The sequence below is a fragment of the Nocardiopsis alkaliphila YIM 80379 genome (assembly GCF_000341005.1).
GTDB lineage: Bacteria > Actinomycetota > Actinomycetes > Streptosporangiales > Streptosporangiaceae > Nocardiopsis > Nocardiopsis alkaliphila.
Genome location: NZ_ANBD01000067.1, coordinates 1 through 26,353, shown reverse-complemented (window position 1 = coordinate 26,353; position 26,353 = coordinate 1). Strand labels below are relative to the sequence as shown.

Annotated in this window: 30 protein-coding genes and 1 tRNA gene; 19 read left to right on the top strand and 12 right to left on the bottom strand. The window is 67.8% G+C overall.

What is annotated here, in order from left to right; all coding sequences use genetic code 11:
- Positions 1-63: 63 nt before the first annotated feature.
- Positions 64-387: a hypothetical protein gene (locus tag D472_RS0110495; RefSeq protein ID WP_152447936.1), complete on the bottom strand. Its 324-nt coding sequence runs from the start codon at positions 385-387 to the stop codon at positions 64-66.
- A 347-nt stretch (positions 388-734) separates the two neighbouring features.
- Between D472_RS0110495 and D472_RS0110490 the strand changes: the two genes are divergently transcribed.
- The 13 genes from D472_RS0110490 (at position 735) to D472_RS0110430 (ending at position 13,784) form a co-directional block, all read left to right on the top strand.
- A complete protein-coding gene (locus D472_RS0110490; RefSeq protein WP_083903430.1) occupies positions 735-2,375 on the top strand; it encodes a CTP synthase in 1,641 nt (546 codons plus the stop codon).
- Between the two features lie 42 nt (positions 2,376-2,417).
- Positions 2,418-3,086 carry an NUDIX domain-containing protein gene (locus D472_RS0110485; protein WP_017604438.1) on the top strand — a complete coding sequence of 223 codons (669 nt, stop codon included), beginning with the start codon at positions 2,418-2,420 and terminating at the stop codon, positions 3,084-3,086.
- Between the two features lie 14 nt (positions 3,087-3,100).
- Complete coding sequence (locus D472_RS0110480) at positions 3,101-4,117, top strand: site-specific tyrosine recombinase XerD (RefSeq protein WP_017604437.1); 1,017 nt, start codon at positions 3,101-3,103, stop codon at positions 4,115-4,117.
- A 304-nt stretch (positions 4,118-4,421) separates the two neighbouring features.
- Positions 4,422-5,381, top strand: coding sequence for a ParA family protein (locus D472_RS0110475; RefSeq protein WP_017604436.1), 960 nt, complete (start codon positions 4,422-4,424; stop codon positions 5,379-5,381).
- On the top strand, positions 5,354-5,830 hold the full coding sequence (locus D472_RS0110470) for a hypothetical protein (protein ID WP_239642953.1): 477 nt from the start codon (positions 5,354-5,356) through the stop codon (positions 5,828-5,830). Before D472_RS0110475 ends, D472_RS0110470 begins: the two co-directional genes overlap by 28 nt.
- 110 nt (positions 5,831-5,940) lie before the next feature.
- Positions 5,941-6,801, top strand: coding sequence for a segregation and condensation protein A (locus D472_RS0110465; protein ID WP_026117555.1), 861 nt, complete (start codon positions 5,941-5,943; stop codon positions 6,799-6,801).
- Positions 6,798-7,382, top strand: a complete 585-nt coding sequence (scpB, locus tag D472_RS0110460; protein ID WP_017604433.1) for an SMC-Scp complex subunit ScpB — start codon at positions 6,798-6,800, stop codon at positions 7,380-7,382. Before D472_RS0110465 ends, scpB begins: the two co-directional genes overlap by 4 nt.
- Positions 7,369-8,847, top strand: coding sequence for a pseudouridine synthase (locus tag D472_RS27540; protein WP_017604432.1), 1,479 nt, complete (start codon positions 7,369-7,371; stop codon positions 8,845-8,847). Before scpB ends, D472_RS27540 begins: the two co-directional genes overlap by 14 nt.
- 106 nt (positions 8,848-8,953) lie before the next feature.
- A complete protein-coding gene (aroH, locus tag D472_RS0110450; RefSeq protein WP_017604431.1) occupies positions 8,954-9,316 on the top strand; it encodes a chorismate mutase in 363 nt (120 codons plus the stop codon).
- 148 nt (positions 9,317-9,464) lie between these two features.
- Complete coding sequence (locus D472_RS0110445; protein WP_086003780.1) at positions 9,465-10,553, top strand: prephenate dehydrogenase; 1,089 nt, start codon at positions 9,465-9,467, stop codon at positions 10,551-10,553.
- A gap of 136 nt (positions 10,554-10,689) precedes the next feature.
- Positions 10,690-11,379 carry a (d)CMP kinase gene (gene cmk / locus D472_RS0110440; protein WP_017604429.1) on the top strand — a complete coding sequence of 230 codons (690 nt, stop codon included), beginning with the start codon at positions 10,690-10,692 and terminating at the stop codon, positions 11,377-11,379.
- 204 nt (positions 11,380-11,583) lie between these two features.
- The gene (gene der, locus D472_RS0110435; RefSeq protein ID WP_017604428.1) at positions 11,584-13,032 is read left to right on the top strand and encodes a ribosome biogenesis GTPase Der; all 1,449 of its coding nucleotides are present in this window, start codon (positions 11,584-11,586) and stop codon (positions 13,030-13,032) included.
- 266 nt (positions 13,033-13,298) lie between these two features.
- Positions 13,299-13,784 (top strand): DUF523 domain-containing protein, encoded by a 486-nt coding sequence (locus D472_RS0110430; RefSeq protein ID WP_017604427.1) that lies wholly within the window; start codon positions 13,299-13,301, stop codon positions 13,782-13,784.
- Here D472_RS0110430 and D472_RS0110425 read toward each other — a convergent pair.
- On the bottom strand, positions 13,774-14,334 hold the full coding sequence (locus D472_RS0110425) for a dihydrofolate reductase family protein (protein WP_017604426.1): 561 nt from the start codon (positions 14,332-14,334) through the stop codon (positions 13,774-13,776). The two genes, D472_RS0110430 and D472_RS0110425, sit on opposite strands and share 11 nt — an antisense overlap.
- Positions 14,331-15,269: a helix-turn-helix domain-containing protein gene (locus D472_RS0110420; protein WP_017604425.1), complete on the bottom strand. Its 939-nt coding sequence runs from the start codon at positions 15,267-15,269 to the stop codon at positions 14,331-14,333. Before D472_RS0110420 ends, D472_RS0110425 begins: the two co-directional genes overlap by 4 nt.
- Positions 15,270-15,407: 138 nt before the next feature.
- Here D472_RS0110420 and D472_RS0110415 point away from each other — a divergent pair.
- Positions 15,408-15,481, top strand: a tRNA-Pro gene (locus D472_RS0110415).
- A 100-nt stretch (positions 15,482-15,581) separates the two neighbouring features.
- Here the strand turns inward: D472_RS0110415 and D472_RS28840 are convergent.
- From D472_RS28840 to D472_RS0110390, 6 genes are all read right to left on the bottom strand, one after another.
- On the bottom strand, positions 15,582-15,869 hold the full coding sequence (locus tag D472_RS28840; RefSeq protein ID WP_017604424.1) for a tyrosine-type recombinase/integrase: 288 nt from the start codon (positions 15,867-15,869) through the stop codon (positions 15,582-15,584).
- A 15-nt stretch (positions 15,870-15,884) separates the two neighbouring features.
- On the bottom strand, positions 15,885-16,763 hold the full coding sequence (locus tag D472_RS28835) for a site-specific integrase (protein WP_204366503.1): 879 nt from the start codon (positions 16,761-16,763) through the stop codon (positions 15,885-15,887).
- Positions 16,764-16,799: 36 nt separating this feature from the next.
- A complete protein-coding gene (locus tag D472_RS0110405) occupies positions 16,800-16,988 on the bottom strand; it encodes a helix-turn-helix domain-containing protein (RefSeq protein ID WP_017604422.1) in 189 nt (62 codons plus the stop codon).
- A 190-nt stretch (positions 16,989-17,178) separates the two neighbouring features.
- Entirely contained in the window at positions 17,179-17,367 is a 189-nt protein-coding gene (locus D472_RS0110400; protein WP_017604421.1) for a DUF397 domain-containing protein, read from the bottom strand.
- Positions 17,368-17,394: 27 nt separating this feature from the next.
- Entirely contained in the window at positions 17,395-17,583 is a 189-nt protein-coding gene (locus D472_RS0110395; protein ID WP_017604420.1) for a DUF397 domain-containing protein, read from the bottom strand.
- Positions 17,567-18,394 (bottom strand): helix-turn-helix domain-containing protein, encoded by an 828-nt coding sequence (locus D472_RS0110390; protein WP_017604419.1) that lies wholly within the window; start codon positions 18,392-18,394, stop codon positions 17,567-17,569. The genes D472_RS0110395 and D472_RS0110390 overlap by 17 nt, the downstream gene beginning before the upstream one ends.
- A gap of 174 nt (positions 18,395-18,568) precedes the next feature.
- Here D472_RS0110390 and D472_RS0110385 point away from each other — a divergent pair, with 174 nt between their 5' ends.
- Complete coding sequence (locus D472_RS0110385) at positions 18,569-18,859, top strand: hypothetical protein (RefSeq protein WP_017604418.1); 291 nt, start codon at positions 18,569-18,571, stop codon at positions 18,857-18,859.
- Positions 18,856-19,107, top strand: a complete 252-nt coding sequence (locus tag D472_RS0110380) for a hypothetical protein (protein WP_017604417.1) — start codon at positions 18,856-18,858, stop codon at positions 19,105-19,107. The genes D472_RS0110385 and D472_RS0110380 overlap by 4 nt, the downstream gene beginning before the upstream one ends.
- A 1,816-nt stretch (positions 19,108-20,923) precedes the next feature.
- Here the strand turns inward: D472_RS0110380 and D472_RS0110375 are convergent.
- The gene (locus D472_RS0110375; protein ID WP_026117554.1) at positions 20,924-21,937 is read right to left on the bottom strand and encodes an NAD(P)/FAD-dependent oxidoreductase; all 1,014 of its coding nucleotides are present in this window, start codon (positions 21,935-21,937) and stop codon (positions 20,924-20,926) included.
- A 98-nt stretch (positions 21,938-22,035) separates the two neighbouring features.
- Here D472_RS0110375 and D472_RS0110370 point away from each other — a divergent pair, with 98 nt between their 5' ends.
- The 3 genes from D472_RS0110370 to D472_RS28425 all read left to right on the top strand — a co-directional run bounded on the left by D472_RS0110370 (position 22,036) and on the right by D472_RS28425 (position 24,022).
- Entirely contained in the window at positions 22,036-22,620 is a 585-nt protein-coding gene (locus D472_RS0110370; protein ID WP_193373451.1) for a helix-turn-helix domain-containing protein, read from the top strand.
- A 106-nt stretch (positions 22,621-22,726) separates the two neighbouring features.
- On the top strand, positions 22,727-23,602 hold the full coding sequence (locus tag D472_RS0110365) for a class I SAM-dependent methyltransferase (RefSeq protein ID WP_017604414.1): 876 nt from the start codon (positions 22,727-22,729) through the stop codon (positions 23,600-23,602).
- A 264-nt stretch (positions 23,603-23,866) separates the two neighbouring features.
- Positions 23,867-24,022 (top strand): hypothetical protein, encoded by a 156-nt coding sequence (locus D472_RS28425; RefSeq protein WP_017604413.1) that lies wholly within the window; start codon positions 23,867-23,869, stop codon positions 24,020-24,022.
- A gap of 184 nt (positions 24,023-24,206) precedes the next feature.
- Here the strand turns inward: D472_RS28425 and D472_RS0110355 are convergent, their stop codons facing one another.
- Entirely contained in the window at positions 24,207-25,166 is a 960-nt protein-coding gene (locus tag D472_RS0110355) for a cobalamin biosynthesis protein (RefSeq protein WP_017604412.1), read from the bottom strand.
- On the bottom strand, positions 25,163-26,353 hold a 1,191-nt coding region (gene cobC / locus D472_RS0110350; RefSeq protein ID WP_017604411.1), incomplete at its 5' end, for an Rv2231c family pyridoxal phosphate-dependent protein CobC. The genes cobC and D472_RS0110355, both read right to left, overlap by 4 nt.

The window sequence follows — 26,353 nt, the reverse complement described above, 5'->3', positions numbered from 1 at the left end:
CTCGGCAAGACCCCGCCCGCCTATCTGGGGCGGGCCGGGAACTTCCCCGCCTGAAGCGGGTCCTCAGGTCAGGGCGCCCAGAAGGCGGACGGCCTGCTCGGCCCGACTCTCGGGAGCGGGCCGGCGGCGTGCCTCCAGACCCACTCGCAGCAGCACTCGGTCCTCTTCCTCGGCCACCCTCAGACGCAGGAAGGGACAGCACGAGAGTTCGGCCTCGACGAGCCGCCCAAGCTCCTGGGACCGATCGCCGGGCAGCCGCCACACGAACTCCGAACGCACACGGCGTCCCTTCGCCACCGAGAGCAGCGCACGCCACTCACCGAGGCGTTCTCGGTAGGCCTCCTCGTCCAACCCGCACGACCTCGCGGGCTCCTGGACGGTCGGCAACGGTCTACGTACGTCGTTCCCGGTGCTCTCCCCAGGGGCGATGGTGCCGATTCCAGGAATGGGTCGAGGCCACCTTCGGACGAGTACTCGCTGTTGCCTTCGCCACCTTCATGCCACCGGGGCGTGGGCCGAGTGCCCGAGGCACCGATGATCGCGCAGGTCGCCCAAGGGAACAGCCGGGACAGAGGGGACGTTCCATGTGTGGACGAACGGGGGGCCTGTTATCCTGGTGCCCCGTGGAGTCCGACGTGCTGGAACGGCATCGCCGCCGCTCGGACCCGGACCGCCGCACGGCCGCTCGGCTCGATTGGGCCCGCCGTAGCCACTCACACCACGGGAGCAACACTTTGGCATCCGCCGCGAGTACCAAGCACCTTTTCGTTACTGGCGGCGTCGCCTCCAGTCTTGGCAAGGGCCTGACCGCCTCCAGCCTGGGACGACTCCTGAAGTCGCGGGGCCTTCGGGTCACCATGCAGAAGCTGGACCCCTACCTCAACGTGGACCCGGGGACGATGAACCCCTTCCAGCACGGCGAGGTGTTCGTCACCGATGACGGCGCCGAGACCGACCTGGACGTGGGCCACTACGAGCGCTTCCTGGACGTGGAACTGTCCGCCTCGGCCAACGTCACCACCGGCCAGATCTACTCCAGCGTCATCGCCAAGGAACGCCAAGGCGCCTACCTCGGTGACACCGTGCAGGTCATTCCGCACATCACCAACGAGATCAAGTCGCGCATCTACGCGATGGAGACTCCCGAGGTCGACATCGTCATCACCGAGATCGGTGGCACCGTCGGCGACATCGAGTCACAGCCCTTCCTGGAGGCGGTACGTCAGATCCGTCACGAGATCGGCCGGGACAACTGTTTCTTCCTGCACGTGTCCCTCATCCCGTTCCTGGGCCCGGCCGGTGAGATGAAGACCAAGCCGACCCAGCACTCGGTCGCCGCTCTGCGCAGCATCGGTATCCAGCCCGACGCCATCGTGTGCCGTTCGGACCGTCCCATCACGCAAAGCCTGAAGTCCAAGATCAGCCTCATGTGCGACGTGGACGAGGCCGGGGTGGTCTCCACCCCCGACGCCCCCTCCATCTACGACATCCCCAAGGTCTTGCACCGTGAGGGGCTGGACGCCTACGTCGTACGCCGTCTGGGCATGCCGTTCCGCGACGTGGACTGGACCGAGTGGGACGAACTGCTGCGACGTGTGCACCAGCCCGACCACGAGGTCACCATCGCCCTGGTCGGTAAGTACATCGACCTGCCCGACGCCTACCTGTCGGTCAGTGAGGCGCTGCGCGCCGGCGGGTTCGCCACCGATACCCGGGTGAACATCCGCTGGGTGGCCAGTGACAACTGTGCCAGCCCTTCGGGTGCGGCCGCCGAACTCGACGGAGCCGATGGTGTCCTGGTCCCCGGCGGTTTCGGTGTGCGCGGTATCGAAGGCAAGCTCGGCGCCATCCGCTACGCGCGGGAGAACAAGGTGCCGTTGCTGGGTATCTGTCTGGGTCTGCAGGGCCTGGTCATCGAATACGCCCGCAACGTGCTCGGCCTGGAGGGCGCCAACAGCCTCGAGTTCGACGACAAGGCCGCCGAGCCGGTCATCGCCACCATGGCCGACCAGGAGGACGTGGTCGCCGGTGAGCGTGACATGGGTGGCACCATGCGTCTGGGCCTGTACCCGGCGGAACTGGGTGAGGGCACCCTGGTCCGCGAGCTCTACGACGACCAAGCCCAGGTGTCCGAGCGCCACCGGCACCGCTTCGAGGTCAACAACGCCTACCGTTCCAAGCTGGAAGGGGCGGGTCTGGTGTTCTCCGGACTCTCCCCGGATGGCAAGCTGGTGGAGTACGTGGAACTGCCCCGGGATGTGCATCCCTTCTTCCTCGCGACGCAGGCGCACCCGGAGCTGCGGTCCCGCCCGACCAACGCCAACCCGCTCTTTCGCGGACTGGTCTTGGCCGCACTGGAGCACAAGGTGTCCTAGCGTTCGCCCGGCGGGTGGGGCCCGAGCCTTGAAAGGGGCCGAATGGCCGACCAGACCCGCCAGGCCGAGGACGAGATGACGGGGGCGTACGCGAGAGTCGCGGACGCCCCCGCGTCATGGCCGGTGCGACGTTCACAGGAACGCTTTCGCGGCGCCAAGTGCGGGATGCGTACGGACTGGGTGGAGATGCCCGGAACGAACGGTGAGGGAACCACCGTGGCCTCTCGCGACTACCTGGACCATCCGGGGGCCGCGGTGGTCGTCGCCATGGACGAGCAGGGCAGGGTGTTGCTACAGCGCCAGTACCGGCACCCCACCCGGCACACCCTGTGGGAGTTGCCGGCCGGGGTGCTGGACGTGGTGGGGGAGGGCCCGCTGGCCACGGCGCGGCGCGAACTGGTGGAGGAGGCGGGGCTGCGGGCCGAGACCTGGCACAAGTTGCCCGACTTCTTCCCCAGTAGCGGCTTCTCCAACGAACGCATCCACGTCTTCCTCGCCCGGGACCTGTCCGAGGTGCCGGCGGAGGAGATCGACTTCGTACGTGAACACGAGGAATCCGACCTGGCCGCCGAATGGCTGCTGCTGGAGGAGGCGGTGCGCGCCGTGCTCGCCGGACGGTTGCACAACGGGGCGACGGTGATCGGGATCCTGGCCGCCCACGCCGTGGCCGCGGACGGTTTCGCGACCCTGCCCGTGGCCTCGAACCACTGACCGGGGTGGGAACGGTGAGCGACCCGGTGGAGGGCGAACCCCGCCTCGGAGACCTGGAGGGGCTGGAACGGGGGGCCCTGGGCGGTGTTCGTGCCGCCTTCCTGGACCACCTGAGCGCCGAGCGGGCACTGGCGGACAACACCCTGGCCGCCTACCGGCGGGACCTGCGCCGATACGTGCGATACCTGGGCGAGTCGGGGGTGAGCGACCTGGGGGAGGTGTCCTCCGCGCGCATCGGGGCCTTCCTCGCGGCCCTGCGGGAGGGCGACGAGGACCACGCGCCGCTCAGCGCGGCCTCGGCCGGACGCGCCCTGGCCGCAGTGCGCGGATTGCACCGGTTCGCGGTGCGTGAAGGGTGGTCCCAGACCGATCCGGCGGTGGAGGTGACCCCGCCCGCTCCACCCATGCGTCTGCCCAAGGCCGTCCCGTTGGAGACGGTCGAGAGTCTGCTGGTACGGGCCGGCCCCGACGAGGCGCCCGCCTCCGACGCCCGGACCGACCTGCTGGCCCTACGCGACCGCGCGTTGTTGGAACTGCTCTATGGCACCGGCGCACGGATTTCGGAGGCGGTGGGTCTGGACGTGGACGACGTCGCCGACGCGGTGGAGGCCACCGAACAGGTCGGGTTGGTGCGGTTCCGTGGCAAGGGCGGGCGTGAGCGCCTGGTGCCGCTCGGCTCGCACGCGCGTCGTGCCCTGGGCGGGTACCTGACCAGGGCACGGCCGACCCTGGCGGCCTCCGGCCGGGGTGGGGCGGCACTGTTCGTCAACGTGCGCGGGGGGAGACTGACCCGGCAAGGTGGGTGGGCGTTGTTGACGGCGATCGCCGAACGGGCCGGGGTCGAGGGGATCTCTCCGCACACCTTGCGGCATTCCTTCGCCACCCACCTGCTCGATGGTGGGGCCGACATCCGTGTCGTGCAGGAGTTGCTGGGGCACAGTTCGGTCACCACGACCCAGGTGTACACACTCGTCACCGTGGAACGGTTGCGGGAGGTGTACGCCTCCAGCCACCCGAGGGCGCGACGCTGAACGTGGAGCGCGCCGGCGGGACCGCGCAGGTGGGGGCAGGGGTCCACTGCTCGGAGTGAGAGGCGGGTGTCTGGTGTGTACCCTTCTCCTACGAGAAGGAAGGGTAAGTGCGGTCGAGAGCCCTCGGTTCGCCCAGCGAGGAATACTCGTCGGATCGTGTTGAAGTGCGCCGTGTCGCCGTTCTAGAGTCGCCGCACGAAGGTACGTTGCTGTCGACATATTGAGTTTCCGACGGCGGTCAGTCGTGGGAGAGGTCAGGGAGTCCCATCGGGCCGTGGCCGGTCCGTAGGGGAGGTCAAGGGTTGTGAACTGGTCGGAGTACGACGAGGCGGCGAACACCGCACCCGTTGGTGAGGGAGACCTCGCCGACCCGGTGAACAACCCGTGGGGGACGACACGCAACACGGGGGCCGAGCTGCACACCAAGAGACCCGAACGGACCTATCCGGAACCAGAGCCGTTGGATGAACACGGCCCGGCACGGATTGTAGCACTCTGTAATCAGAAGGGTGGAGTCGGTAAGACCACGACCACCATCAACCTCGGCGCCGCCATCGCCGAGTACGGTAGACGGGTGCTGCTGGTCGACTTCGACCCGCAGGGAGCCCTGTCGGTGGGTCTGGGCCGGTTGGACCCGCGTGAGTTGGACCTGACCGTCTACAACCTGCTCATGCAGCGGGACGTGACGGTTCAGGACGTGCTGCTCAAAACGGATGTCGACGGTCTGGACCTGATCCCGAGCAACATCGACCTGTCGGCCGCCGAAGTGCAGTTGGTCGGTGAGGTGGCCCGTGAACAGATGTTGGGGCGGGCCCTGCGTCCGGTCATCAACGACTACGACGTCGTCCTGATCGACTGTCAGCCCTCGCTGGGTCTGCTCACCGTCAACGCGCTGACCGCCGCCGACGGTGTCATCGTGCCGTTGGAATGTGAGTTCTTCGCGCTGCGCGGTGTGGCCCTATTGATGGACACGATCCAAAAGGTCCAGGAACGTCTCAACGAGGACCTGGTCATCGACGGATTCCTCGGCACCATGTACGATCCGCGCACCCTGCACGCCCGCGAGGTGCTCTCCACCATCGTGGACGGCTTCGGCGACAAGGTCTACGGCACGGTGATCAACCGCACCGTGCGCTTCCCGGACGCCACCGTGGCCGGCGAACCCATCACCAGGTTCGACTCGTCCTCGGCCGGGGCCAACGCCTACCGGGCTCTGGCCAAGGAGGTGCTGGCGAGGTGGCCTCTCAGCGGTCACGGCGCGTGACGCTACCCGGGGCGGACGAGCTGTTCTTCCGTCCCTCGGACCCCGAAGGGGAGCAGCCGGAGACCGAGCGCCGGCCCCAACCACCGGAGCAGCAACGCCCAAAAGCGGTCGAGACCTCGGCGAAAAGGTCCGACGATAAGACCAACGGCGACCAGAGCACGGGCGGCGCCAACGGTGCCAAGGACGGGAAGGGTTCCAGGCGCGGTGGCAAGGTCGCCCGTAGGGCGCCCAAACCCAGCGGACGTCAGCGCCATGACGAGAAGATCACCGTCTACGTCTCCGGGCCCGAACTATTGGCCTTGGAGCAGACCCGCCTGTCCCTGCGGGCCGAACATGGCCTGTCGACCGATCGGGGCCGACTGGTGCGTGAAGCGGTGGCCGTGTTGCTCGCCGACTTCGAGGAGCATGGACCGAACAGCATGTTGGTACGTCGCCTCAGCGAGGACTGACACGGGTCCGGACCGCACGCCGGGGAGCGCACGGCCTGGATCCGACACGTCACGGTGAGGTCCCGGACGGTGTCACCCTTGATCCATGAGTGAAACGACGTGGTCCCGCCATGGTGACTGAGCAGGAGGGGAAGCCCACCTCGGCGGAGGAGGGCGCTGGGGGCGGGGAGAACGCCTTCCAGGTACACCTGGACAACTTCGAGGGCCCCTTCGACCTCCTCCTCGCATTGATCTCCAAGCACAAGTTGGACATCACCGAGGTGTCGCTGTCGAAGGTCACCGACGAGTTCATCGCGCACATCCGCGCACACGGGGACGGGTGGGACCTGGATCAGGCCAGCAACTTCCTGCTGGTGGCCGCCACTCTGCTGGACCTGAAAGCGGCCCGGTTGCTACCGCGCGGCGACGTGGAGGACGAGGCCGATCTGGCCCTGTTGGAGGCTCGCGACCTATTGTTCGCCCGACTGTTGCAGTACCGGGCCTACAAGGAGGTCGCCTCCTACATGCGGGAGCGGCTGGCCACGCAAGGGCGCCGCTACGCCCGTGCGGTCCCCTTGGAGGAACGGTTCGCGGGTATGCGCCCGGACGTACTGTTCAAGCTGGGACCGCAGGAGTTCGCGGCCCTGGCCGGAATGGTCTTCACACCCAAGGAACCGCCGAGCGTCCCCGTCACCCACATCCATCAGGCCAAGACCTCCGTCAAGGAACAGGCCGAACTGATGGTGGTCGAACTACGCGAGCACGGGCGGCTCACCTTCGCGCAGCTGACCGTCGAATGCACCGGTACCTTCGAGGTCGTCGCCCGTTTCCTGGCCCTGCTGGAGCTGTACCGTGCCTCGAACGTGGGCTTCGAACAACCCGAACCGCTCGGTGAGCTGGTCGTCACCTGGACCGGGGGTGAGGGCGACGTCGAGGTGGAGAGCGACTACGACGAGGCGGAGTCACCCGCCGAACAGGGGGAACAGACTTGAGCGCCGAACACACCACCGACCTCGATGAGGCACCGGCCACACTCCGCCGTGACCTGGAGGCGGTCCTGATGGTCGTCGACCAGCCGGTGTCCGAGTACGACCTGGCCCGCGCCATGGAGGTCCCCCTCGACGTGGTCACCCGCACCCTGGAGGGACTTTCTCGGGAATACACCGAGCAGGGACGGGGTTTCGATCTACGGGCGGTGGCCGAGGGGTGGCGTGTGTACACACGCCCCGAGTGCGCCGACATCGTCGAACACTTCCTCAAGGAGGGGCAAGAGGTGCGGCTCACCCAGGCCGCACTCGAGACGATGGCGGTGGTCGCCTACCGCCAACCGGTCTCCCGTGGCAGGGTCTCCGCCGTACGCGGGGTCAACTGTGACGGAGTCATGCGTACCCTCGTACTGAGGGGCCTGATCGAAGAGGCCGGTCACGACCCCGAGTCCGGTGCCATGCTGTACCGGACCACCTCCTATTTCCTGGAACGGTTGGGCCTGCGAGGCCTGGATGAATTGCCTGATCTGGCACCGTTCCTCCCCGACGACATCGAAGGTCTTGACGACACCGGTGAGCACAACTGACAACGAACGTCCCCGCGGTGAGCGCGGCGACGGATACGCCCCGCGCGGTGAGCGCGGCGACTATGACAACCGCGGCGGCCGTGACCGCCGCCCCCAACAGCGTGACGACCGCCGGGGCGGCGGACGTCATGACCGTCCGCGACGCGAGGATCGCGATCGTGGTGGGTTCCGTGGTGACCGAGATCGGCGTGATGGTCCCCGTGGTGATCGTGATCGGCGTGATGGTCCCCGTGGCGGTGGCCGGTTCGACCGTGATGATCGGCGTGGTGGGCGCTCCTTCGACCGTGACGATCGTCGTGGTGGGCGTTTTGAGCGTGATGAGCGTCCGCGTCGTGATGAGCGTGATGAGCGTCGTTCCTTTGGGCGCGACGATCGGCGTGATGACCGTGGCCGTGGTGGGTTCCGTGGTGACCGGGACCGGCGTGATGGTTCCCGTGGTGACCGGGACCGGCGTGATGGTCCCCGTGGTGATCGTGATCGGCGTGATGGTCCCCGTGGCGGTGGCCGGTTCGACCGCGACGATCGGCGCTCGCATGGCCGTGACGAGCATCGCGACAACCGACGGCAGGACCGTCCGCGCCGTGACGAACGGCGGGGACCGGTCCGGGCCGGTGGCGGCAAGGGGGAGAACCAGCTCTCCAAGGCCGCACGTGAGCGCCTCAACGCGCTGCGCGCCGACTATGACCCGCGCGACGAGGACCGCTACTCCGATGAGGACCGTGACTCCTACACGGACGTGCCCAACGGCATCCGCCTGCAGAAGGCGCTCGCCGCGGCCGGTGTCGCCAGCCGCCGTGCCAGCGAGGAGATGATCGCCGCCGGCCGCGTCAGCGTCGATGGTCAGATCGTCCGCCGCTTCGGAGCCAGGGTGGATCCCGAGACCTCCGAGATCCGCGTCGACGACGTACGCGTGGTCACCGCCCCGGACAAGCTGTACTTCGCACTGAACAAGCCACGCGGTGTGGTCAGTACCATGTGGGACCCTCAGGGGCGTCCGACCCTGGCCGATTACACCGGTCAGACCTCCGAGCGCATCTTCCACGTCGGTCGACTGGACACCGAGACCGAGGGTCTGATCCTGCTGACCAACGATGGCGAGCTCGCCAACCGGCTCACCCACCCGCGGTACAAGGTCATCAAGACCTACATCGCCAAGGTGCCTGGACCGGTGCCCCAGCGCGTGGCGCGCGAGATAAAGAAGGGCGTGGAATTGGAGGACGGCCCCGTGGAGGTCGATTCCTTCCGCGTGGTCGACAACGACGATCAGCAGGCCCTGGTCGAGATCCGCCTGCACGAGGGGCGCAAGCACATCGTGCGTCGCCTCATGGAGGCGGTGGGTCACCCGGTCGCGGACCTGGCCCGCACCCAGGTCGGACCGATCGGCCTGAACACTCTCAAGCTGGGCACGATGCGTGCGCTCACCCAGCGCGAGGTCGGTGAACTGTACAAGGTGGCGGGTCTGTAACCACGCTGTCGGTACAGTTGACGGCGGTCGCCCCACACCCGGGGCGGCCGCCGTTCCGGGTATTCTCCGGGCGGTGAACAGCGATGATGGCAAGGCGGGAACGAACGTGGCGGTACGGGCCATCCGGGGTGCGATACAGGTCGACGCGGACGAACGCGAACAGGTCTTGGAGGCCACGGTGGAACTGGTCTCCGAGGTGATGCGACGCAACGAACTCACCCCGGACGAGGTGATCAGCGTGCTCTTCACCGCCACCCCCGATCTCACCAGTGAGTTTCCGGCGCTGGCCGCCCGTGGGCTCGGGTTCGCCGAGGTTCCGCTCATGTGTGCCACCGAGATCTCCGTTCCGCACGCCCTGCCCCGGGTCGTGCGGCTCATGGCGCACGTGGAGACAGACCGTCCCCGGTCCGAAGTCCAGCACGTCTACCTGCGCGGGGCCCAAGCCCTGCGCCTGGACATCGCCCAGTAGCCCTCACCCCGGTCACAGTGGGTGAAGGTCCCTCCCAAGGGCTCGGAACCGTACTCTGGGGCGTGAGCGCAGGTCGAAGGTGGGAGCGGTGAGTGTGAACGCCAAAGCGTGTACAGGCGAGGAACGACGGACCGAGTTGCGCCGGGTCATGGTGATCGGCGCCGGACTGATCGGCACGTCGATCGCCTTGGCCTTGCGTGCGCACGAGGTCGACGTCACCTTGACCGACCCCGACCCCGCCTCGCTTCGGTTGGCCTGTGACCTGGGTGCCGGTCGGCCCCTGGAGGAGGCCGCCCAGGTCGCGCCCGCCGATCTGGCGGTGATCGCCGCCCCGCCGGCCATCATCCCGAGGGTGTTGCGCGACGCCCAAGACCGTGGGTTGGCCCAGGTGTACACCGATGTGGCCAGTGTGAAGGTCAGCGTTCTACGCGAGGCGCAGCGGCTGGGCTGTGACATGGCCACGTTCGTGCCCGGTCACCCCATGGGGGGTCGGGAAAAACACGGCCCCGGTGCCGCCCGCGCCGATCTGTTCCTGGGCCGTTCCTGGGCGCTGTGCCCCACCGGCAAGGCCGACCCCGTTTCCGTGGCCGTGGTGACCGAACTCGCCCGGCTGTGCGGAGCCGATCCGCTCGTTCTGGACGGAGCGGCGCACGACCAAGCGGTGGCGTTGGTCTCGCACGCCCCGCACGTGGCCTCCTCCGCGGTGGCCGCACGACTTCTGGGCGGGGACCAGGTCGCGCTGACCCTGGCCGGGCAGGGGGTCCGCGACGTCACCCGCGTCGCCGGTGGAGACCCTGGGATGTGGGAGGAGATCCTTACCCACAACGCCGCACCGGTGGCCCGGGTGCTGGCCGAGATGGCCGCGGATCTGGCCGCCACCGCCGAGGCACTGCGCACTCACACCGCTCACTCGAACGAGGCCACCGTTTCCCTGGAGCCCGTGCGTGACCTGCTGGAACGGGGCCGTTCGGGCCACGGGCGCATTCCCGGCAAGCACGGCACGGTCCGTCGTCCCGAGTACGCGGTCATTCCCGTGGTCATCCCCGACGAGCCCGGGGCGCTGGGCCGCCTGTTCGCGGCGGCCGCCACCGCCGGGGTCAACATCGAGGACGTACGCATCGAGCACAGCCCCGGCCTGCCGCTCGGTGTGGCCGAACTGTACGTGCTGCCCGAGGCCGTGAACTCGCTCGCCGAGGCTTTGACGGACGACGGATGGTCGGTCCACCCCGGCGCCTGAGAACACTCTTTCGGCCACTGCTCCCATCGCCTGTCGGGTGCGCGCTACGTCGCGTTTCGTACTGGTATCGCGCGGCCTCGCGCGAAGGTAGGCTGAGGCGTTGGCAAACAGTGCATGGCCGAGGGAGACAACAGTAGTGAGCGCGCAGGGCACGGGAATCGTCATCGCCATCGACGGTCCCTCCGGGTCGGGCAAGTCGAGCACGGCCAAGGGTGTCGCCAAGGCGCGGGCGTTGCGCTACCTCGACACCGGGGCCATGTACCGGGCTCTGACCTGGTGGATGCTGCACCATGGGGTGGACGTCCACGACCCCGTCTCGGTGGCCGCCAACGTCGAGCGCCCCATCATCACCATGGGTACCGACCCCGACGCCCCCACCGTGGCGGTCGACGGTCGTGACGTGGCCACCGCCATTCGCGGCAAGGAGGTCACCACCAACGTCAGCGCGGTCTCGGCGGTGCCCGAGGTGCGCGAGTCATTGGTGCGGACCCAGCGCGAGATCATCGAGGCGGCCCGAGCCGAGTCCGCCGGCATCGTGGTGGAGGGCCGGGACATCACCACGGTCGTGGCTCCCGACGCCCCGGTGAAACTGTTCATCACCGCCAGCGCCGAGGCCCGCGCCCAGCGGCGCAGCAAGGAGGTCCAGACGGTGGACGTGGCCGCCACCCAGGCGGACCTGATCCGTCGGGACGAACTGGACTCCAGCCGTGCCCACTCTCCGCTGACCCGGACCGCCGACGCCACCGAACTCGACACCACCGGCCTGACCCTGGCGGAGGTCATCGCCCTGGTGCTGCAGCTGGCCGAGGAAGCCCAGGTCAAGTAGTCGGGCCGGGCGGCTCGGGAGAGAGGGGCCACACCCTCTCCCTCGGGGGAACACAGAACACACCATGGGGGTTGCCCCTGTGGCGGTACGGACGTTCGATACCGGACGCCGGCCTTGATTCACGTGGCGATCGCGTCGAATCCTACGCATCCTCGCGGCACGCATCCTGGGCGCGCGAGGACCTTGAACCGGGAGTTGTGAGCAATGAGTGAGTTCGACGTGTCCGATGTGGGACACCAGTCCGAGGACCAGGAACCGGCCCTACCGGTCGTCGCCGTGGTCGGCCGCCCCAACGTCGGTAAGTCCAGCCTGGTCAACCGGATCATCGGCCGCCGCGAGGCCGTGGTCGAGGACGTGCCGGGGGTGACCCGTGACCGGGTCGCCTACGACGCCGAGTGGCAGAACCACCGCTTCACGCTGGTGGACACCGGTGGATGGGAGACCAGCGTCAGCGGTTTGGCGGCGATGGTCGCCCGCCAGGCCGAATACGCCGCGCAGACCGCCGACGTCATCCTGTTCGTGGTGGACGCCACCGTCGGCATCACCGACGCGGACGCCGCCGTCACCCGGGTTCTGCGCGCCACCAAGCGCCCCGTGGTGTTGGCCGCCAACAAGGTCGACGGTGGTCAGCAGGAGGCCGACGCCCTCGACCTGTGGAACCTGGGTGTGGGGCAGCCCTTCCCGATCAGTGCCCTGCACGGTCGTGGGACCGGAGACATGCTCGACGCCATCGTCGACGCCTTCCCGGAGACACCCCGAGGTGAAGACGAGCCGGACGAAGAGGATGGCCCGCCGAGGGTGGCCCTGCTCGGTCGTCCCAACGTCGGCAAGTCCAGCCTGCTCAACCGCCTGGCCGGTGAGGACCGGGTGGTCGTGGACTCGGTGGCGGGTACCACCCGCGACGCGGTCGACGAACTCATCGAGTTGGGCGGCAAGACCTGGAAGTTCATCGACACCGCCGGCATCCGCCGCCGCTTCCGCGCGCTCCAGGGCGCCGATTACTACGCGACCATGCGCACCGGCACCGCTCTGGAACGGGCCGAGGTGGCCGTGGTGCTGATGGACGTCAGTGAACCGTTGGCGGAGCAGGACATCCGTGTGGTGGAGCAGGTGGTGGAGGCCGGCCGAGGGTTGGTCCTGGCCTTCAACAAGTGGGACATCCTGGACGAGGAACGCCGCGTCTACCTGGAGAAGGAGATCGACCGGCAGCTGTCCCGAGTCGCCTGGGCTCCTCGGGTGAACATCTCCGCGACCACCGGACGCCACATGGAGCGGCTCGTTCCGGCGATCGAGACCAGCCTGAACGGGTGGAACCAGCGTGTTCCCACCGGTCAGCTCAACAACTGGCTCAAGGATCTGGTGGCGGCGACCCCGCCGCCGGTGCGTGGTGGCAAGCAGCCCAAGATCCTGTTCGCGACCCAGGCCGGTTCGCGGCCGCCGCACTTCATCCTGTTCACGACCGGGTTCCTGGAGGACAACTACCGCCGGTTCGTCGAGCGACGGCTGCGCGAGGACTTCGGATTCGAGGGCACCCCGGTGCACATCAGTATGCGTATCCGGGAGAAGAAGGGCGGGGCCGGCACCCCGGGTCGCGCCTCCAAGGGCAGCACGCGCGCCGACCGCAAGTCGCGCGGTGGTGGCTCCCGCCGCTAGGTGTTTGTTTTGCGCCTCCGCTTCGCTTTGGCGTGTTCGGGCGCCAAAAGGCAAGTCAGGAACCTTCGGCACCTACGGTGTGATGGCTCGTTCCTCGCGATCCCACCCACGGCACCTCCCAAACCCTGACGGCGCCCGAACGGTGACCCCCCGTGGTTCACAAAACAGGGACTGGACATGGTCCGTGGAGGGCTCCCACGCCCGGGGAGCCCTCTTTCGTGTCGGTCGACGAGATGCGCACACCTGGCTCCGGGTAGCGTGGACGTATGCGCAAAGTGCTGGTCAGCGCCTGCCTGATGGGGCGCCGGGTGCGTTTCGACGGGCGGGCCAAACCGGTGGACGACACCACCGTCGAACGTTGGCGCCACGAGGGGCGTATGGTCGTGCACTGCCCCGAGGTCGCCGGAGGGTTGCCCGTGCCCCGGCCTCCGGCCGAGATCGAGCCGGGTGCCGACGCTTCGGACGTCCTCGCCGGCCGGGCCCGCGTCCTCACCCCCGAGGGCGCGGACGTGACCGACCACTTCGTCTCGGGGGCTCGCGCGGCCCTGGCCACCGCCCAGGCCCACGGGGCGACCGTGGCGCTGCTCAAACAGTCCAGTCCTTCCTGTGGCCCCCACGAGGTCTACGACGGGACCTTCACCGGCCGCAAGGTGGTGGGGGAGGGGATCACCGCCCACCTGCTCCGCGCCCACGGGATCACCGTCCTGGACGAGGACCAGGTGGCGGAGGCCGACCGCTGCCTCAGGGCTTGACCACCTCATAGCGCAGGCAGGCGAAGGCTCCCGCGAGCTTGACCGACAGTGGCCGCAACTCCACCCGACCGTCCAGAAGCGGTGCGCCGCCGCCCAGGCTGATCGGGGCCACGGACACCGACACCTCGTCGAGCAGGCCCAACCGGGCCAGGTCGGCGGCGATTCTTCCGCCGCCGACCACCCAGACGTCACGGCCGGCGGCGGCCTCGACCATGTCCTCGTGCAGCACGCGCAGTTCCTCGTCGGTGTCGGCGCTGAGGAAGCGCAGGTCCCCCTCCAACCGGGGCAACTCACGATGGGTGAGGACCCAGGTGGGCGCCTCGTATGGCCAGGTCCGGGGTTCCTCGTGGCCAAGGATCCACTCGTAGGTGGTCGCTCCCAGCAGGATCGCGCCGGCGCTTTCGATGAATTCGGTGGTCTCGTCGATCGCCTCGCTGTCGTCCTCCCCCTGTCGGGCGCCCTGCACCGCGAACAACCAGTCCAAGGACCCCGCCGGGTCGGCGATGAATCCGTCCAGGCTGGTGGCGGTCTCGTAGACGGTCCTGCTCATGTCGATCCTCCGTATCGGTCCTGAAGCCATTCGATGGGGTCTCCGTGGTCCACCTCCAGGCCCGTCTCGCGCAGCATGTGCCGTACGAGCTGCCTGCGATGCGCCGCGTAGGTGAGCACGTGTACGACGACCCCGCCCAGAGCGAAGCTTTCCGGGGGTTCGCACAGCGCGTCGATGAGCCGGTCGCCCCAGGCACCACGCCGCCCGATGTCCTCGACGGTGGCGATCCACCTCGCTCCCGCCTCCCGATGTCGATCCCGCAACACGACGGGATCGTCGCCGCCGCGTTCGGGGAAGTCGGTGCCCTCGATGGAGGCGAGCCAGACCTCCTTGGACCACACCAGGAGATCCAGGGTGTGTGCGATCGACTCCTCGGGGCCGTCCCAGGCCAGTACGGTTCGCCCGGGGGAGCGCACCTTGCGGTACTCCTCCTCGGGTAGAGCGGAGGCCAGGTCGATGAGCCTTCCGGTGTCGTCCACGTCGTGGTGCACCTGGAAGGCGGTGAGGTCCATGTCGGGGCGTCCCTTCGGGTTCTCCTCCACCCACAGGTGGAACGGTGGGTGGAAGTGGACGCCGTTGGGCGCCGACAGCCACCGGCCGCTGCCCGCCGTGGTGGCGCCGGGTGGGTGCCCGAAGGAGCGCGTGAACGCGCGAGAGAAGCCTTCCACCGACTCGTACCCGGCGGCGAAGGCCGCGTCGGTGACACTCGATCCCTGTCCGATCTGCCAGGCCGCCCGCTCCAGCAGGACCCTGCGGCGCAGCGCCACCGGTGACTCCCCGGTGCCGGCGCTGAAGGCACGACTGAAGTGGAAGGGCGAAGCGTGGGCCTGCCCGGCCATGTCGCTCAGGCGCCTGTTGTCCTCGGCCAGGACGGCGTCGAGGAGTTCGCGTAGCCGGTCGCGTCCCGAGGGCGGTTCGATGATGGGGTCGGTCATACGAACAGTATGTTCGCGACGTCCCCGTGAGCGCTTGACCGATCTTGCGCATCCTGCTCTCCGACGCGGTGCGAGTGTCGCCGAAGATGCGGTAGAGTCTTCCCCGTTGGCGGCGCCGAGACGGCGACGTCCAGCGGCCGGGACGTAGCGCAGTTTGGCAGCGCACTTGACTGGGGGTCAAGGGGTCGTGGGTTCAAATCCCGCCGTCCCGACAGAGCAGTAGCAGGTCATAGAGGGGTCCGCCGGGTGGCGGGCCTCTTTCTGTGCCTCTGGTGGGGTGCAAGTGGGGTTGAACCGGGGGCGGGTGGGTCGTTAGCTCACGTCGTGCAGGATGGCGTCCATCACCCGCGCTCCGGATCGAAGTACCGGCCTCAGTTGGTGGCGGTAGACGCGTTCGGTGGTGTCGGTGCCGTCGTGGCCGATCAGGAGCGAGATCTCCTCGATGCTCACGCCGTGGTCCGACAGCAGGGATACGAAGGTGTGGCGCAGTTCGCGCGCTGTCCATTCCTTGTCGTTGAGTCCTGCCTTTCTCACGATGGTGCGCAGGTCCCGCGGGACGTTGTGGTGGTCCAGCGGTGTCCCGTGCCCGGTGCAGAACACCAGGTCGTTGTCCTGTCACAGCTCGGCCGCCGCGAGACGCTCCCGGGCCTGCATCGCCTTGTGGGCGGTGATCGTTTTGGCGGCGATGCGGGGCAGTTCCAGGGAGCGCCGTGACCGTCGGGGCTTGGTGTCCCCGTCACTTCGCACCGAGGTCCACACGTGGATTGTGGGGACCCCGCTGTTGGTGTCGATCTGCTCCCAGGCCAGCGCCCGGATCTCCTCGGTTCGGGCTCCGGTGACGATGGAGAGCACCAGGTAGGCGTACCACCCCGTGCCTTCCGCCGCCTTGAGCACCGCTACGGCCTGTTCCAGCGTCATGGACTTGGAGGGCCGTCCGGGCTTGTCGCCTTTGAGCTTGCCGCGCTGGTCCAGCCGTGCGAGTTCGGCGACGTTGCGGGCCAGCATCTCTTCGACCTGTGCGTAGCGGATGGCGCGTTCCAGCAGGTTGAGCATCAGCCGCAGTGTCCGTGAGGACAGGTGCGGTTTGCGGCCCCGGAGCCGGGCGAGCACATCGGCCACCCGCAGTTCGGCCAGCAGGTACCGGCCGAGGTAGAGGGTGATGTGCGTACGCGCGAGCCGTGTGTAGTTGTCGCGGGTGGTGGGTGCCAGGTCGGCGGTCTGGTCCCGCAGGAACTCCGCCACGCAGTCGGCGACGGTGTAGCGGGCGGGGGAGTTGACCCCCTCATCCAGCGCTTCCAGCACCTGGGCGAGTTTGTCGTAGAGGGTGTGCTTGCTCTTGCTGCTGACCTTCTTGACCTGGCAGCGGCCGGTGTGCGGGTCCTGGCGGAGGCGGATCTCCGCGCGCCAGAGCTGGCGCGCCTTGTCGAGGTAGACCGACACGTCGGGTCGTTCGGCCAGGTCTGCCCTGGCGGGCTTGCGTGGTGTTCTGGGCACCACTCCTCGTCTTTCCCGGGAACGGTCCCGTCCAGCCTAAGCGGATGCCTGGTCGTCTAGGAGGCGGTTGATGTAGGTCTCCAGTGCGGAGCGGGGGACGAGGCGTCGCCGGCCGACGCGGACGGAGGGGAGCTGTCCGGTGGCGATGAGCTTCTTGACGGTCGTGGTGCCCAGGCTCAGCGCTCGGGCGGTTTCCTGGACGGAGTACGCGACCTTGTGTTCCACACCGGGGTCCCTTCTTGTGGGCGGGTTTCACTTCCTGGTCGCGATCGGGGGGCCTGATCGGGTTCAGGTGGGGTGCGGAAGGCGTGCGTACGCACTGTGGGTCCTGCCGCTAGAAGCGGCAGGACCCACAGAAGAACGGAGATCCGTTGTGCTCATGCCACTGGTGGGGTGGTGTGGGGAGGGGACGGCTCTACGCGACCGGACCCTTGACGGCCGCGAGGAGTGCTCCCCACTCCAGCCGGGAGGCTTCGACATGGCCGAGGAAGCGGTTCTGGGTGTCACGGAGGGCGGCGCCGTCAGAGATTCGCTTGGCCTCTACACAGTGACCGCCGTTTCCTCCGCTGTAGGAAGACTTACGCCATTCCTTGGTGAGTTCCATCGCGAAACTCCTTCCTGTCCGGAGAGGTCAGGCGCTCTCACTCTTCACAGCATGGAGGAGGGCGGACCACTCGGCGGAGGGGGTCTCCAGGAGCGCCAGCTCCCGGTTCTGGGTGTCACGGAGGGCGGCGCCGGCGGATGTGCGTCTGGCCTCTACGCACTGTCCACCATTACCGTGGGAGTAGGTTGACGTCCCCCACTCAGTCTTGAGACTCATCTTCATGCTTCCTTCGATGGAGGTTGAGGAGTTTGAGGGACTCCTCCGGCGATAGAGCGACTCCCAGGAGATCGCTGAAAATCCTATCCATCCTGCTGACCTCTGACTCTTCGTTCACCATCCTGCCTGTCACCCCATCTTCCACGTACAGGGCGTCGGCCTCACCGTTGAAGCTGAGGAGGGTGAAACTCATGGTGGAGGGCGGCCGCCTGGTCTTCATGGGGATGATGTGCACCCTGATGAGGTCGTGCTCCACCATTTCCATCAGGTGGGTGATCTGGGCTGACATCACGTGAGGGCCACCGGTACAGCACATCAACACCGCTTCGTTGAGGATGAGGATCATCCGGGGAGGATCTTCGCGGTTCCAGACCTCCTGCCGGTCCATCCGGCCGGACACCAGCTCCTCGACGTCCCTGGCAGGGCCCAGTGAGTTGTTCGCCTTGATCAGCGTCCGTGCGTAGTCCTCCGTCTGGACCAACCCGGGAACCACCGTGGTCTCGAACTCCCTCATGAGGAAGGTGCGGCCTTCGGCCTTGACCAGATCCGAGGCCCAGTCGGGGTAGGACTTCTTGGAGTTGAGCCTGTCCCAGAGGGTGACCAGGGACTTTCCTTCGGGGAGGGCCTCGGCCAGCTTCACCGCCATGTCGCGGCCCGGCCAGTGCGTCCCCTGTTCGAATCCGCAGATCAGCGTGTCCGAGCATCGCACGGCAGTGGCGACGGACTTCTGTGTTCTGTTGGCCTTGGCCCGGAGAACCTTGAGTTCGGTTCCCCACTCCTTTGCGTGTGGCCTGACCTTGCGTTTCGCCATGACACCACCAAATTCCACCAAGCATCAACAACAGGCAACCGGCCTTATCCGATGTTCTCACCTGTTCAGGCGCCCTAGGTTGTCTTTCCTTCCTCTCGGAAGATCTTCCTGTAGCCCCTCGAAGTTCGGTCCGGTGAACGAGGGAATTCAATAGCTTTTCGGGAGATAAGGGACATGAGTGAAACCAGGGAAGCAGCCAAGCGGTTGTGCCACTGGGCGGATGAGAGCGGACTGAAGGCGCTGCCGCATCACGGCCAGGTGATCGAGCTGAAGAAGGGCAAGCAGAGCCAGCACGTCCGCCTGTCCCGGGCGGAGGACGGTTGGTTCTGGCTCTGGGAGCCTTTCCGTACCGAGCAGGACGTGTGGGAGACGGAGAAGGGCCTGTCCATGGGGCAGGAGCGGGACATGGTGCGCCGAGTACTGGCGGTGCTGGAGATCGCCGAGGCGGGGGAGAAGGTGACATGACCTCGTACGAGTTCCCCCGCTACCTCGCGGAGGTCCCGCCCGAGGTCGCCGACACCCTCGCGGAGACCGAAGGGGTCGAGAGGGTCACCCACCGACAGGTTCTGTGCTCGGCGGTCGGGTTGCTCAATCTCAAGAAGCGGGGCACGCTCTTTTTCGCCAACGGTGGCGCGGTGCTCATTCGCCCCGGCCAGAAGATGATCACGTTCTCCGAGCTGCGGAGGGACGATCTACCCAAGCGCTACCTCTGACCTAGCACGGCTCGGATCCCCCAACCCCTTCCACCGACCCCCTGGTGGGAGGGGTTCCGTGTAGCAGCGGACTCCAGATCATGAATGCTCACGTGCATGCCGAACTCCACTGGTCTTTGCAGACAGTACCGCTGCCCAACTGCATGCCGTCCCGATACGACACCATCCATGGCCGAGGACCGGCGTTGCACCTCTCCTGACTTGCGGTCGCCAACGACCTGAAGCAGTATCCGAGGCTGCCCGCCGCGTGCTGAAGATCGCCAACGGGCTCGACAGCGAGCGCGCTTGAACCGTGGCGAGCGTCCAGGATCGTTTCCGTGTCGTCCCGGGGTGCGCGATGCCCTCGGGCTGAGTAACCACTTCCATCAGCAGATCCGCGCGGACCCGATGGCCAAGGGCCCCGTGGGCACACCGCTCGCTGCGTCAACTGGGTAGCCCGTATGACGGACGTACTCTTGCGGACGCGTTTCTCCTGGTCAAAGGATGCTGCGCCCTCGCCATTGGGTTGGCCGACATGTGCCCTGGCGTCTTCGCTGGCCCAAAACGATGACCCTGGCCAGGATGTTGGTTGGCTCGCTCTCTCCAGCAAGGATCAGAGTGCATGGCTCAGCTTCCAGGCAGCGACATCCGCCGGTTGCGACCAGGGTTGTCCCTGGTGGTTTGGTGGGAGAAGTTTGGCTTCAAATCGCTCTGATGATCTCGAAGGGGATATCTGTGCTGCCCTTCGGGGAGGCTGGAACCTCAATTTAGCTAAATTGAGGTTTTTCCTCTGAGCGCCTATACTCATGCACGTATCCCTAGAGGGTGCATGGTGGATCTGAGCCCTGTCAAGACTGCTATCCACCACGCACCCCCGACCCTGGGGGCCTGGTCGATGGTTGCGATCAGGCCCTTACAGGGCGCCCCCGAACAGGTGCCTGAGCACTGCAAGGGCAGTCTTGGTGACCTCTACCGTAAGTAGTTGCCACCAGCGGTGCCTCTCAGGATTCCCCTTCATCGGCATCTCCTCTCTCACCTCACCGCCAACACCCCGGCTGGGTGCCAGTCGGCTCGCGCGTTGCCGACGGCTTCTTACGCGAGAGAAGAGGATTTTTATATTACATGATCGAGTGGGATGGCTGCGTCTCTGATGGCGCTTCCTTGGGCTTGATGGGTTCCATCTGGGAGGCCCTTTTGGGAAGCGAAGCAAAGTTATCGATAGTTTTGCTTCGGCTGCTATTGGGATTTTTCCAAGTCGGTTCTCTGTGTTGAAGCACAGGAGCGCTCCGAGCTACCTCGCTGATCTGGGGATGCGGTGCTGGCCTCACCTAACAACTTCTATCTCTTGAGCTGCATGATCGACCTCCTGACGGGGCACAGCGGCGGGTATTGGTGGGGTGAAGGTGGGGTTGGGGGAGGGGCGCCCTTGGGCGCCCCGCGCTGACCGGTCCCGTTGCTCGGTGGCCGGGGCAGGGCCTCGGCCTGCGGGTTCGTGTTATGGGGTGACCGTCCGCGACCCCCGGCGGCTACGCCGGGGTGCCTGGGGGTCAAGGGGTCGTGGGTTCAAATCCCGCCGTCCCGACAGCGAAGTAGCAGGTCATAGAGAGGTCCGCCATCTGGTGGGCCTCTTTCTGCGTCTCAGGTGGGGTGCCCGGCCATCTCGTCGAGTATCTCGTCTGTCGCCCACACCGCCGAGTGACGCAGCGGCTGCGCCGGTGGCGGTGAGCTTTGTATCAGTGCTGGTGCTGAGGGTATGGGTGGATTCCTCTTGAGCCGGACACGGCGAACTCGCCGCGCCATCGGGTGCGATGGCGCGGCGGGTCCACGCGGCCTGGGCTCAGGCGAAGGAGCCACGGCTTTCGACCGCGGCCAGGGCCGCCTCGGTGTCGGCGGTGGCCAGGTGGGCGTTGATGTGTCCGCCGGCCAGGGCCCCGGCCGCGGCCGAGGCGCCCACCTGGGCGGTCGGGTCGGTGGCGTTGCCGGCGACCCACACGCCCGCCACCTCGGTGGTGCCGGCCATGCCGGAGGCGAAACGACGGCCCGTGCCGTGGGGAAGGTCCTCCATCGGAAGGCGAAGGCCCTCCAGCCCCTCGGTTCGGGCCCGCATGGTGGTGGCGACCGCGAGGACGCGGCGGGCCACCACCGCCCCGTCGACCAGGCGCACACCGGCGATGTCGCCCTCGGCGTCCTTGACGATCCCACTCACCGGAGTGTCGACGACCCGAACACCACGGGCGGTGAAGCGCGCCCGAGTCCGTTCGTCCAAGGCGCTCTCGTGCGTGAAGTAGACCAGGTCCTCGGTCAGTTGCCGAAACAGCAGTGCGTGGTGCACCGAGGCGGGACCGGTCGCCAGGATCCCGATGGGCTGGTCACGCACCTCCCAACCGTGGCAGTAGGGGCAGTGCACCACACCCTCGCCCCAGTGCTCGGCCAGCCCGGGCACCTCGGGCAGCTCGTCGCGTAGACCGGTGGCCACCAGCAGGCGGCGGCTGATCAAGGTGCGGCCATCGGCCAGAGTGACGGTGAACCGTGGATCGCCCTCGGGCGCCGGGGCCATGGGGGTGGCGGAGGTCACCTCGCCGGTGATGACCACGCCACCGTAGCGACGTACCTCCTCCCGTCCCGTGGCGAGCAGTTCGGTGGGTGGAGTGCCGTCCAAACCCAAGAGACCGTGTACCGCCTCGGCGGGCGCGTTGCGCGGCGTGCCCCCATCGATCACCACGACCGAACGGCGCGAGCGGGCGAGCATCAACGCTCCGTTCAGGCCGGCCGCTCCACCACCGATCACCACGACGTCGACCGGCCCGTTCGGTGGCGTGTCGATCATGTTCGCGGAAGTCCTCTGAGTCATGTCCGCGTGTCCTTTCCTGCGGATGTGGTCCGGTGGAACCGGAACTTCTTCACCCCGAAACTAGCCTTGCTTTGCACTAAAGGCATAGGATTATGTCCATGACGCAAGAAAATGACGATCTGGACGGCCTGGTCCGCAAACGCATCCGTGCCCTACGAGTGGCGCAGGGCTGGTCCCTGGAGGAACTGGCCACTCGCGCCCGGCTCAGTCAGTCCACGCTCAGCCGCATCGAGAACGGCCGGCGGCGCCTGGCCCTGGACAGCCTGGTGACCCTCGCCCGCGCCCTGGACACCACTTTGGACCAACTCGTGGCGACCGCGTCCGACGACGTCATCACCAGCCCCACGATCGACAGCGCGCACAGCCTGATGCGCTGGCCCATCAAAGCGGATCCCGGGATGGCCGTCATACGGCAGCGATTCACCGATCCGCCGCCCGAGGATCCCGCGCGCATGCGCGCGCACCCGGGTCGTGAGTGGCTCGTGGTCCTGTCCGGGACCGCGATCCTCATGCTGGGGCAGCGGCGTTTTCGCGTGGAGACCAATCAGGCCGCGGAGTTCCCGACGATGCTGCCGCACGCCCTCGGGGCCGAGGGTGGCCCCTGCGAGATCCTGGGGATCTTCGACCGTGACGCCCGTCGGGGGCACCAACGGAGCGAGGGTGAGGCGCAGACCTCCACCTGAGCCGTCCGCTCGGTGCCATGGCGCGTTCGGCAGCGTGCACCACCGTTGTCTTGCTTTATGGGCAACATTGCGTGCTTGGTGCGCATGTTCGGCTTAACGTGGGCGTATGACCCACACCCACTCGAACCTTTTCCAACCCCACAGCCACCACGGCCACCGGCACGTACAGGACACCGACGATCAGGCAAAGATCCTCGACCTGGACGCGAAGGTCTTCACCGAACACACGAACGCCATCACCGCCTGGCTTCCCCTCCAAGGCGACACGAGCGAGATCGTCGACCTGGGCTGTGGCACCGGAGCCGGGACCTTCGCGCTCCTGGCCCGTTTCTCCCGAGCGCGCGTCACCGCCGTCGACTCCTCGGCCGAGCACCTCCGGCGACTGCGCGAGAAGGCGGAGGAGGCGGGGGTGCTGGACCGGGTACGCACCGTGCGGGCCGACCTCGACCAGAGGGACTGGCCCGACCTCGGTACGCCGGACCTGGTGTGGGCCTCGGCCTCCATGCACCACATGGCCGAACCCGACCAGGCCCTGCGCGGGGTGCACGACCTGCTTCGGCCCGGTGGCCTGTTCGCGGTGGTGGAACTGGCCGGGTTGCCGCGTTTCCTCCCCGAGGACGCCCCCGCGGAGCGGCCCGGGCTGGAGGAACGCTGTCACGCCGCGGCCGATCACGGGCACGCCGGGCGCGTGCCCCACCGGGGTGCCGACTGGGGTCCCAAGCTCCTCGACGCCGGATTCACCCTCGAAGGCGAATACACGCTCACGGTGAACCTCGATGGCGCCGGTGACGAAACGATCGGTTCCTACGCCCTCACCGTTCTACGGCGCCTCCGGCAGAGCGTCGCGAAGACGCTGTCAAAAGCAGATCTGGCCGCTTTGGACCGGTTGCTCGACACCGAGGGGCCGCATGGTCTCTTGGACCGTGAGGACCTCATGATGCGGACCGAACGCACGGTTTGGGCCGCGCGTCGGGAGGGTTGAACGGCCGACCGCATCGTTTCCGACCGCTTTCCACCGGACACGAAGGGTTCGCCCGTTCCGTCCTACCCCGTCGCCGCGAGTCAGTGGGTACAGAGAAGGACGAGCCGCCGGTCAAGGTGTGAACCCTTTGCTCATGGCACAGGAACCCGGTGTGATTCCGAGGCGGTTCCGCCGCTGGGAGACCCCTCGAGGGGGTTCGGTCCGATACCGGACGCGAGCGCACCTACCGCCGATGGGGCGAGAACCCCGAGGGAGGCTCCGGCCATGACGGCACGGATCGCGCTGCTCTCCACGTCCGACACCGACCTGCTCTTCGCGCGGGCCAAAGGCGCCGAATACACGTGGGCCGACCCGTCCCGCGCCTTCGAGCGGGAGCTCACCGAGGCCGCCGACATCGCGTTGCCGTGGAGGCCGGTATGAGCGGAACCGGGCGAAGTACGTCCCCGAGAAAGGCGGCGTGTCGCGAGCGGGAGGGCCGCTGATCGCGGGAACGACATCCGATGCCGGAAAGAGCGTCGTCACCACCGCCCTTTCGCACGGTCGGGTGAGGAGAACTCGCCCGTTTCGTTCCGGAACCGGGAGGAGCATCGCTTCTGGTCCGGGATCAGCGCCGGCCGGGCCGAACGACCACCGTGCCGAGGACGGTGGTGGCCGCCGCCACGAGGACGGCACCGAGCCCCACTCGCCGGGCCAGGGCCGTGGCCCGTGGGATGTCGGACGGTTCGGGCGAGCGCCCCTGACCCATGGCCGGACGGTGTTCGGTTCGTGCCCCGTACCGGTTGCTCCCACCCAGGCCGATGCCGAGGGCCCCGGCAAAGGACGCCTCCACCACACCGGCGTTGGGGCTGGGGTGGCCCCTGGCGTCTCGCCTCCACGCCCGCAGGGCCGTCTTCGTCCGACCCGGCGAGGTGAGGGCCGCCAGTGCACCGGCGAGGCGGGCACCGGGCAGGTTGAGCAGGTCGTCCAGGCGTGCGGACGCCCACCCGAACCGCCGGTAGCGGGGGTCGCGGTGGCCGACCATGGCGTCGAGCGTGTTGGCCGCGCGGTGGGCCAACAGTCCGGGCGTTCCGGCGAGGGCGCCCCAGACCAGGGGAGCGACCACCGCGTCGGAGCTGTTCTCGGCCACCGACTCGATGACGGCTCGGGCCACTTGGGCGGCGTCCAACGTGCTCGTGTCACGGCCCACCAGGGACCTGAGCCGCTCACGGGCCCCGGGAAGATCCCCCGCGGACAGTCGCTCTCGTACGGCGCTCGCTTCTCGCTCCAGTGAGCGTCCACCGAGCACGGTCCACGTCACCAGCGCGGTGACGGTCGTCCGCAGTAGCGGGTGAGGGGCGGTGGCCCTCTCCAAGGCGATCCCCAGCCCGGCACAGCCACCCACCAGCAGCGCCGCGTGGACGACGCCGTGCGGCCGGGAGTCCGCGTACAGGCGTTCTTCCAACACGGACGCGACGGTGCCGAAACCGGCCACCGGATGGAACCGGCGAGGGTCGCCCAACAACCGGTCGGCGGCGTACCCCAACAGAAGGCCGGCCGCCCTGGACTCCGGACACGGTCGTCTCATGGTTCTTTCTCCGACCCTTCCATCGCCGCGAGGGCGGTGAGCAGACTTCGGGTGAGGTGCGGGGGTCGTACGGCCACACGTATCCAGGAAGAGTCCAGACCGGGGAAGGTGTCGGCCCGTCGCACCGCCAGACCCTGTTCACGTAGCCGCGCGTGGACGCCCTCTCCCACCCGCACCAGTACGAACGGGGCACGAGAGGGAACGAACTCCAGGCCGGCCTCCCCCAGTTCGGTTTCGAGGAACTCACGCCAACGGCCCAGCGTCCGGGCCCGCTCCAGTGCCTCGGGGACGGCACCGGCGCTCATACAGGCGATGGTGGCGGCGATCGCGGGCACCGAGACCGACCACGGTGTCTGTGCCCGACCCAGGTCACGCACCACGGCCTCGTTCCCGACGACGTATCCGGCGCGGATGCCGGGGATCGACCAGTGCTTGGTGAGGCTGCGCAACACCAGCGACTCCGCCCGCTCTTCCACCTGGCCACCCACCAGGGATTCCGGCTCTCCCGGTACGGCGTCCATGAACGCCTCGTCGACCACGACCAGCCGTCCGGGCCGGCATAGGCGGCGCAATACCGCCGCCGGGTGCAGGACACCCGTGGGGTTGGTGGGGTTACCGACCATCACCAGATCCGCGTCGTCGGGGACGCTCTTGGGGTCGAACACGAAGCCATTCCGAGCGTCGCAGAGCACGGTCGTGACGGTGTGCCCGGCCTGTTCCAAGGCCGCGTGCGGTTCGGTGAACTGAGGGTGCACCACCACCGGTCGGCGCCACGGCCGCAGTCGCGCGATCAGGGTGAACGCTCCCGCCGCCCCCGCCGTCGGCAGTACCTCGGCGGGTCGTCGGGCGTGCCGTCGCGCGATCGCCGCCCGCGCCGGCTCGGGATCGGGGTAGAAGGAGACCTGGTCCAGGCTCTGCCGCAACGCCTGGTCGAGCCAGGCGGGACGCTCGCCCGGGTAGACGTTGACGGCGAAGTCCAGCAGTCCGTCCTGGGCCTCGACGTCGCCATGGTGCCGCAGGGGGTCGGCCATCGCGTCGATCATGGTGTCCGCTGAGGGGCCGGCGTGCCGACGCGAACGTCCGTCGACGATGCCCTCGGCCGGTCCGAGGACCGAACCGGGGGCCGGGGCGGGGCCGTCGGCCTGAGCGGTGACATGCGTGTCCTTCGGGTCGGGGACCCGTTCGCG

What these genes read in the sequence shown, in the direction of transcription:
- D472_RS0110485 (WP_017604438.1), top strand. Translation starts at nt 2,418, where the DNA reads ATGGCCGACCAGACCCGCCAGGCCGAGGACGAGATGACGGGGGCGTAC.
- D472_RS0110465 (WP_026117555.1), top strand. Translation starts at nt 5,941, where the DNA reads ATGGTGACTGAGCAGGAGGGGAAGCCCACCTCGGCGGAGGAGGGCGCT.
- D472_RS0110445 (WP_086003780.1), top strand. Translation starts at nt 9,465, where the DNA reads ATGGTGATCGGCGCCGGACTGATCGGCACGTCGATCGCCTTGGCCTTG.
- der (WP_017604428.1), top strand. Translation starts at nt 11,584, where the DNA reads ATGAGTGAGTTCGACGTGTCCGATGTGGGACACCAGTCCGAGGACCAG.
- D472_RS0110430 (WP_017604427.1), top strand. Translation starts at nt 13,299, where the DNA reads ATGCGCAAAGTGCTGGTCAGCGCCTGCCTGATGGGGCGCCGGGTGCGT.
- D472_RS0110425 (WP_017604426.1), bottom strand. Translation starts at nt 14,334, where the DNA reads ATGAGCAGGACCGTCTACGAGACCGCCACCAGCCTGGACGGATTCATC.
- D472_RS0110420 (WP_017604425.1), bottom strand. Translation starts at nt 15,269, where the DNA reads ATGACCGACCCCATCATCGAACCGCCCTCGGGACGCGACCGGCTACGC.
- D472_RS0110400 (WP_017604421.1), bottom strand. Translation starts at nt 17,367, where the DNA reads ATGGAACTCACCAAGGAATGGCGTAAGTCTTCCTACAGCGGAGGAAAC.
- D472_RS0110395 (WP_017604420.1), bottom strand. Translation starts at nt 17,583, where the DNA reads ATGAGTCTCAAGACTGAGTGGGGGACGTCAACCTACTCCCACGGTAAT.
- D472_RS0110390 (WP_017604419.1), bottom strand. Translation starts at nt 18,394, where the DNA reads ATGGCGAAACGCAAGGTCAGGCCACACGCAAAGGAGTGGGGAACCGAA.
- D472_RS0110385 (WP_017604418.1), top strand. Translation starts at nt 18,569, where the DNA reads ATGAGTGAAACCAGGGAAGCAGCCAAGCGGTTGTGCCACTGGGCGGAT.
- D472_RS0110380 (WP_017604417.1), top strand. Translation starts at nt 18,856, where the DNA reads ATGACCTCGTACGAGTTCCCCCGCTACCTCGCGGAGGTCCCGCCCGAG.
- D472_RS0110375 (WP_026117554.1), bottom strand. Translation starts at nt 21,937, where the DNA reads ATGACTCAGAGGACTTCCGCGAACATGATCGACACGCCACCGAACGGG.
- D472_RS0110370 (WP_193373451.1), top strand. Translation starts at nt 22,036, where the DNA reads ATGACGCAAGAAAATGACGATCTGGACGGCCTGGTCCGCAAACGCATC.
- D472_RS0110365 (WP_017604414.1), top strand. Translation starts at nt 22,727, where the DNA reads ATGACCCACACCCACTCGAACCTTTTCCAACCCCACAGCCACCACGGC.
- D472_RS28425 (WP_017604413.1), top strand. Translation starts at nt 23,867, where the DNA reads ATGACGGCACGGATCGCGCTGCTCTCCACGTCCGACACCGACCTGCTC.
- D472_RS0110355 (WP_017604412.1), bottom strand. Translation starts at nt 25,166, where the DNA reads ATGAGACGACCGTGTCCGGAGTCCAGGGCGGCCGGCCTTCTGTTGGGG.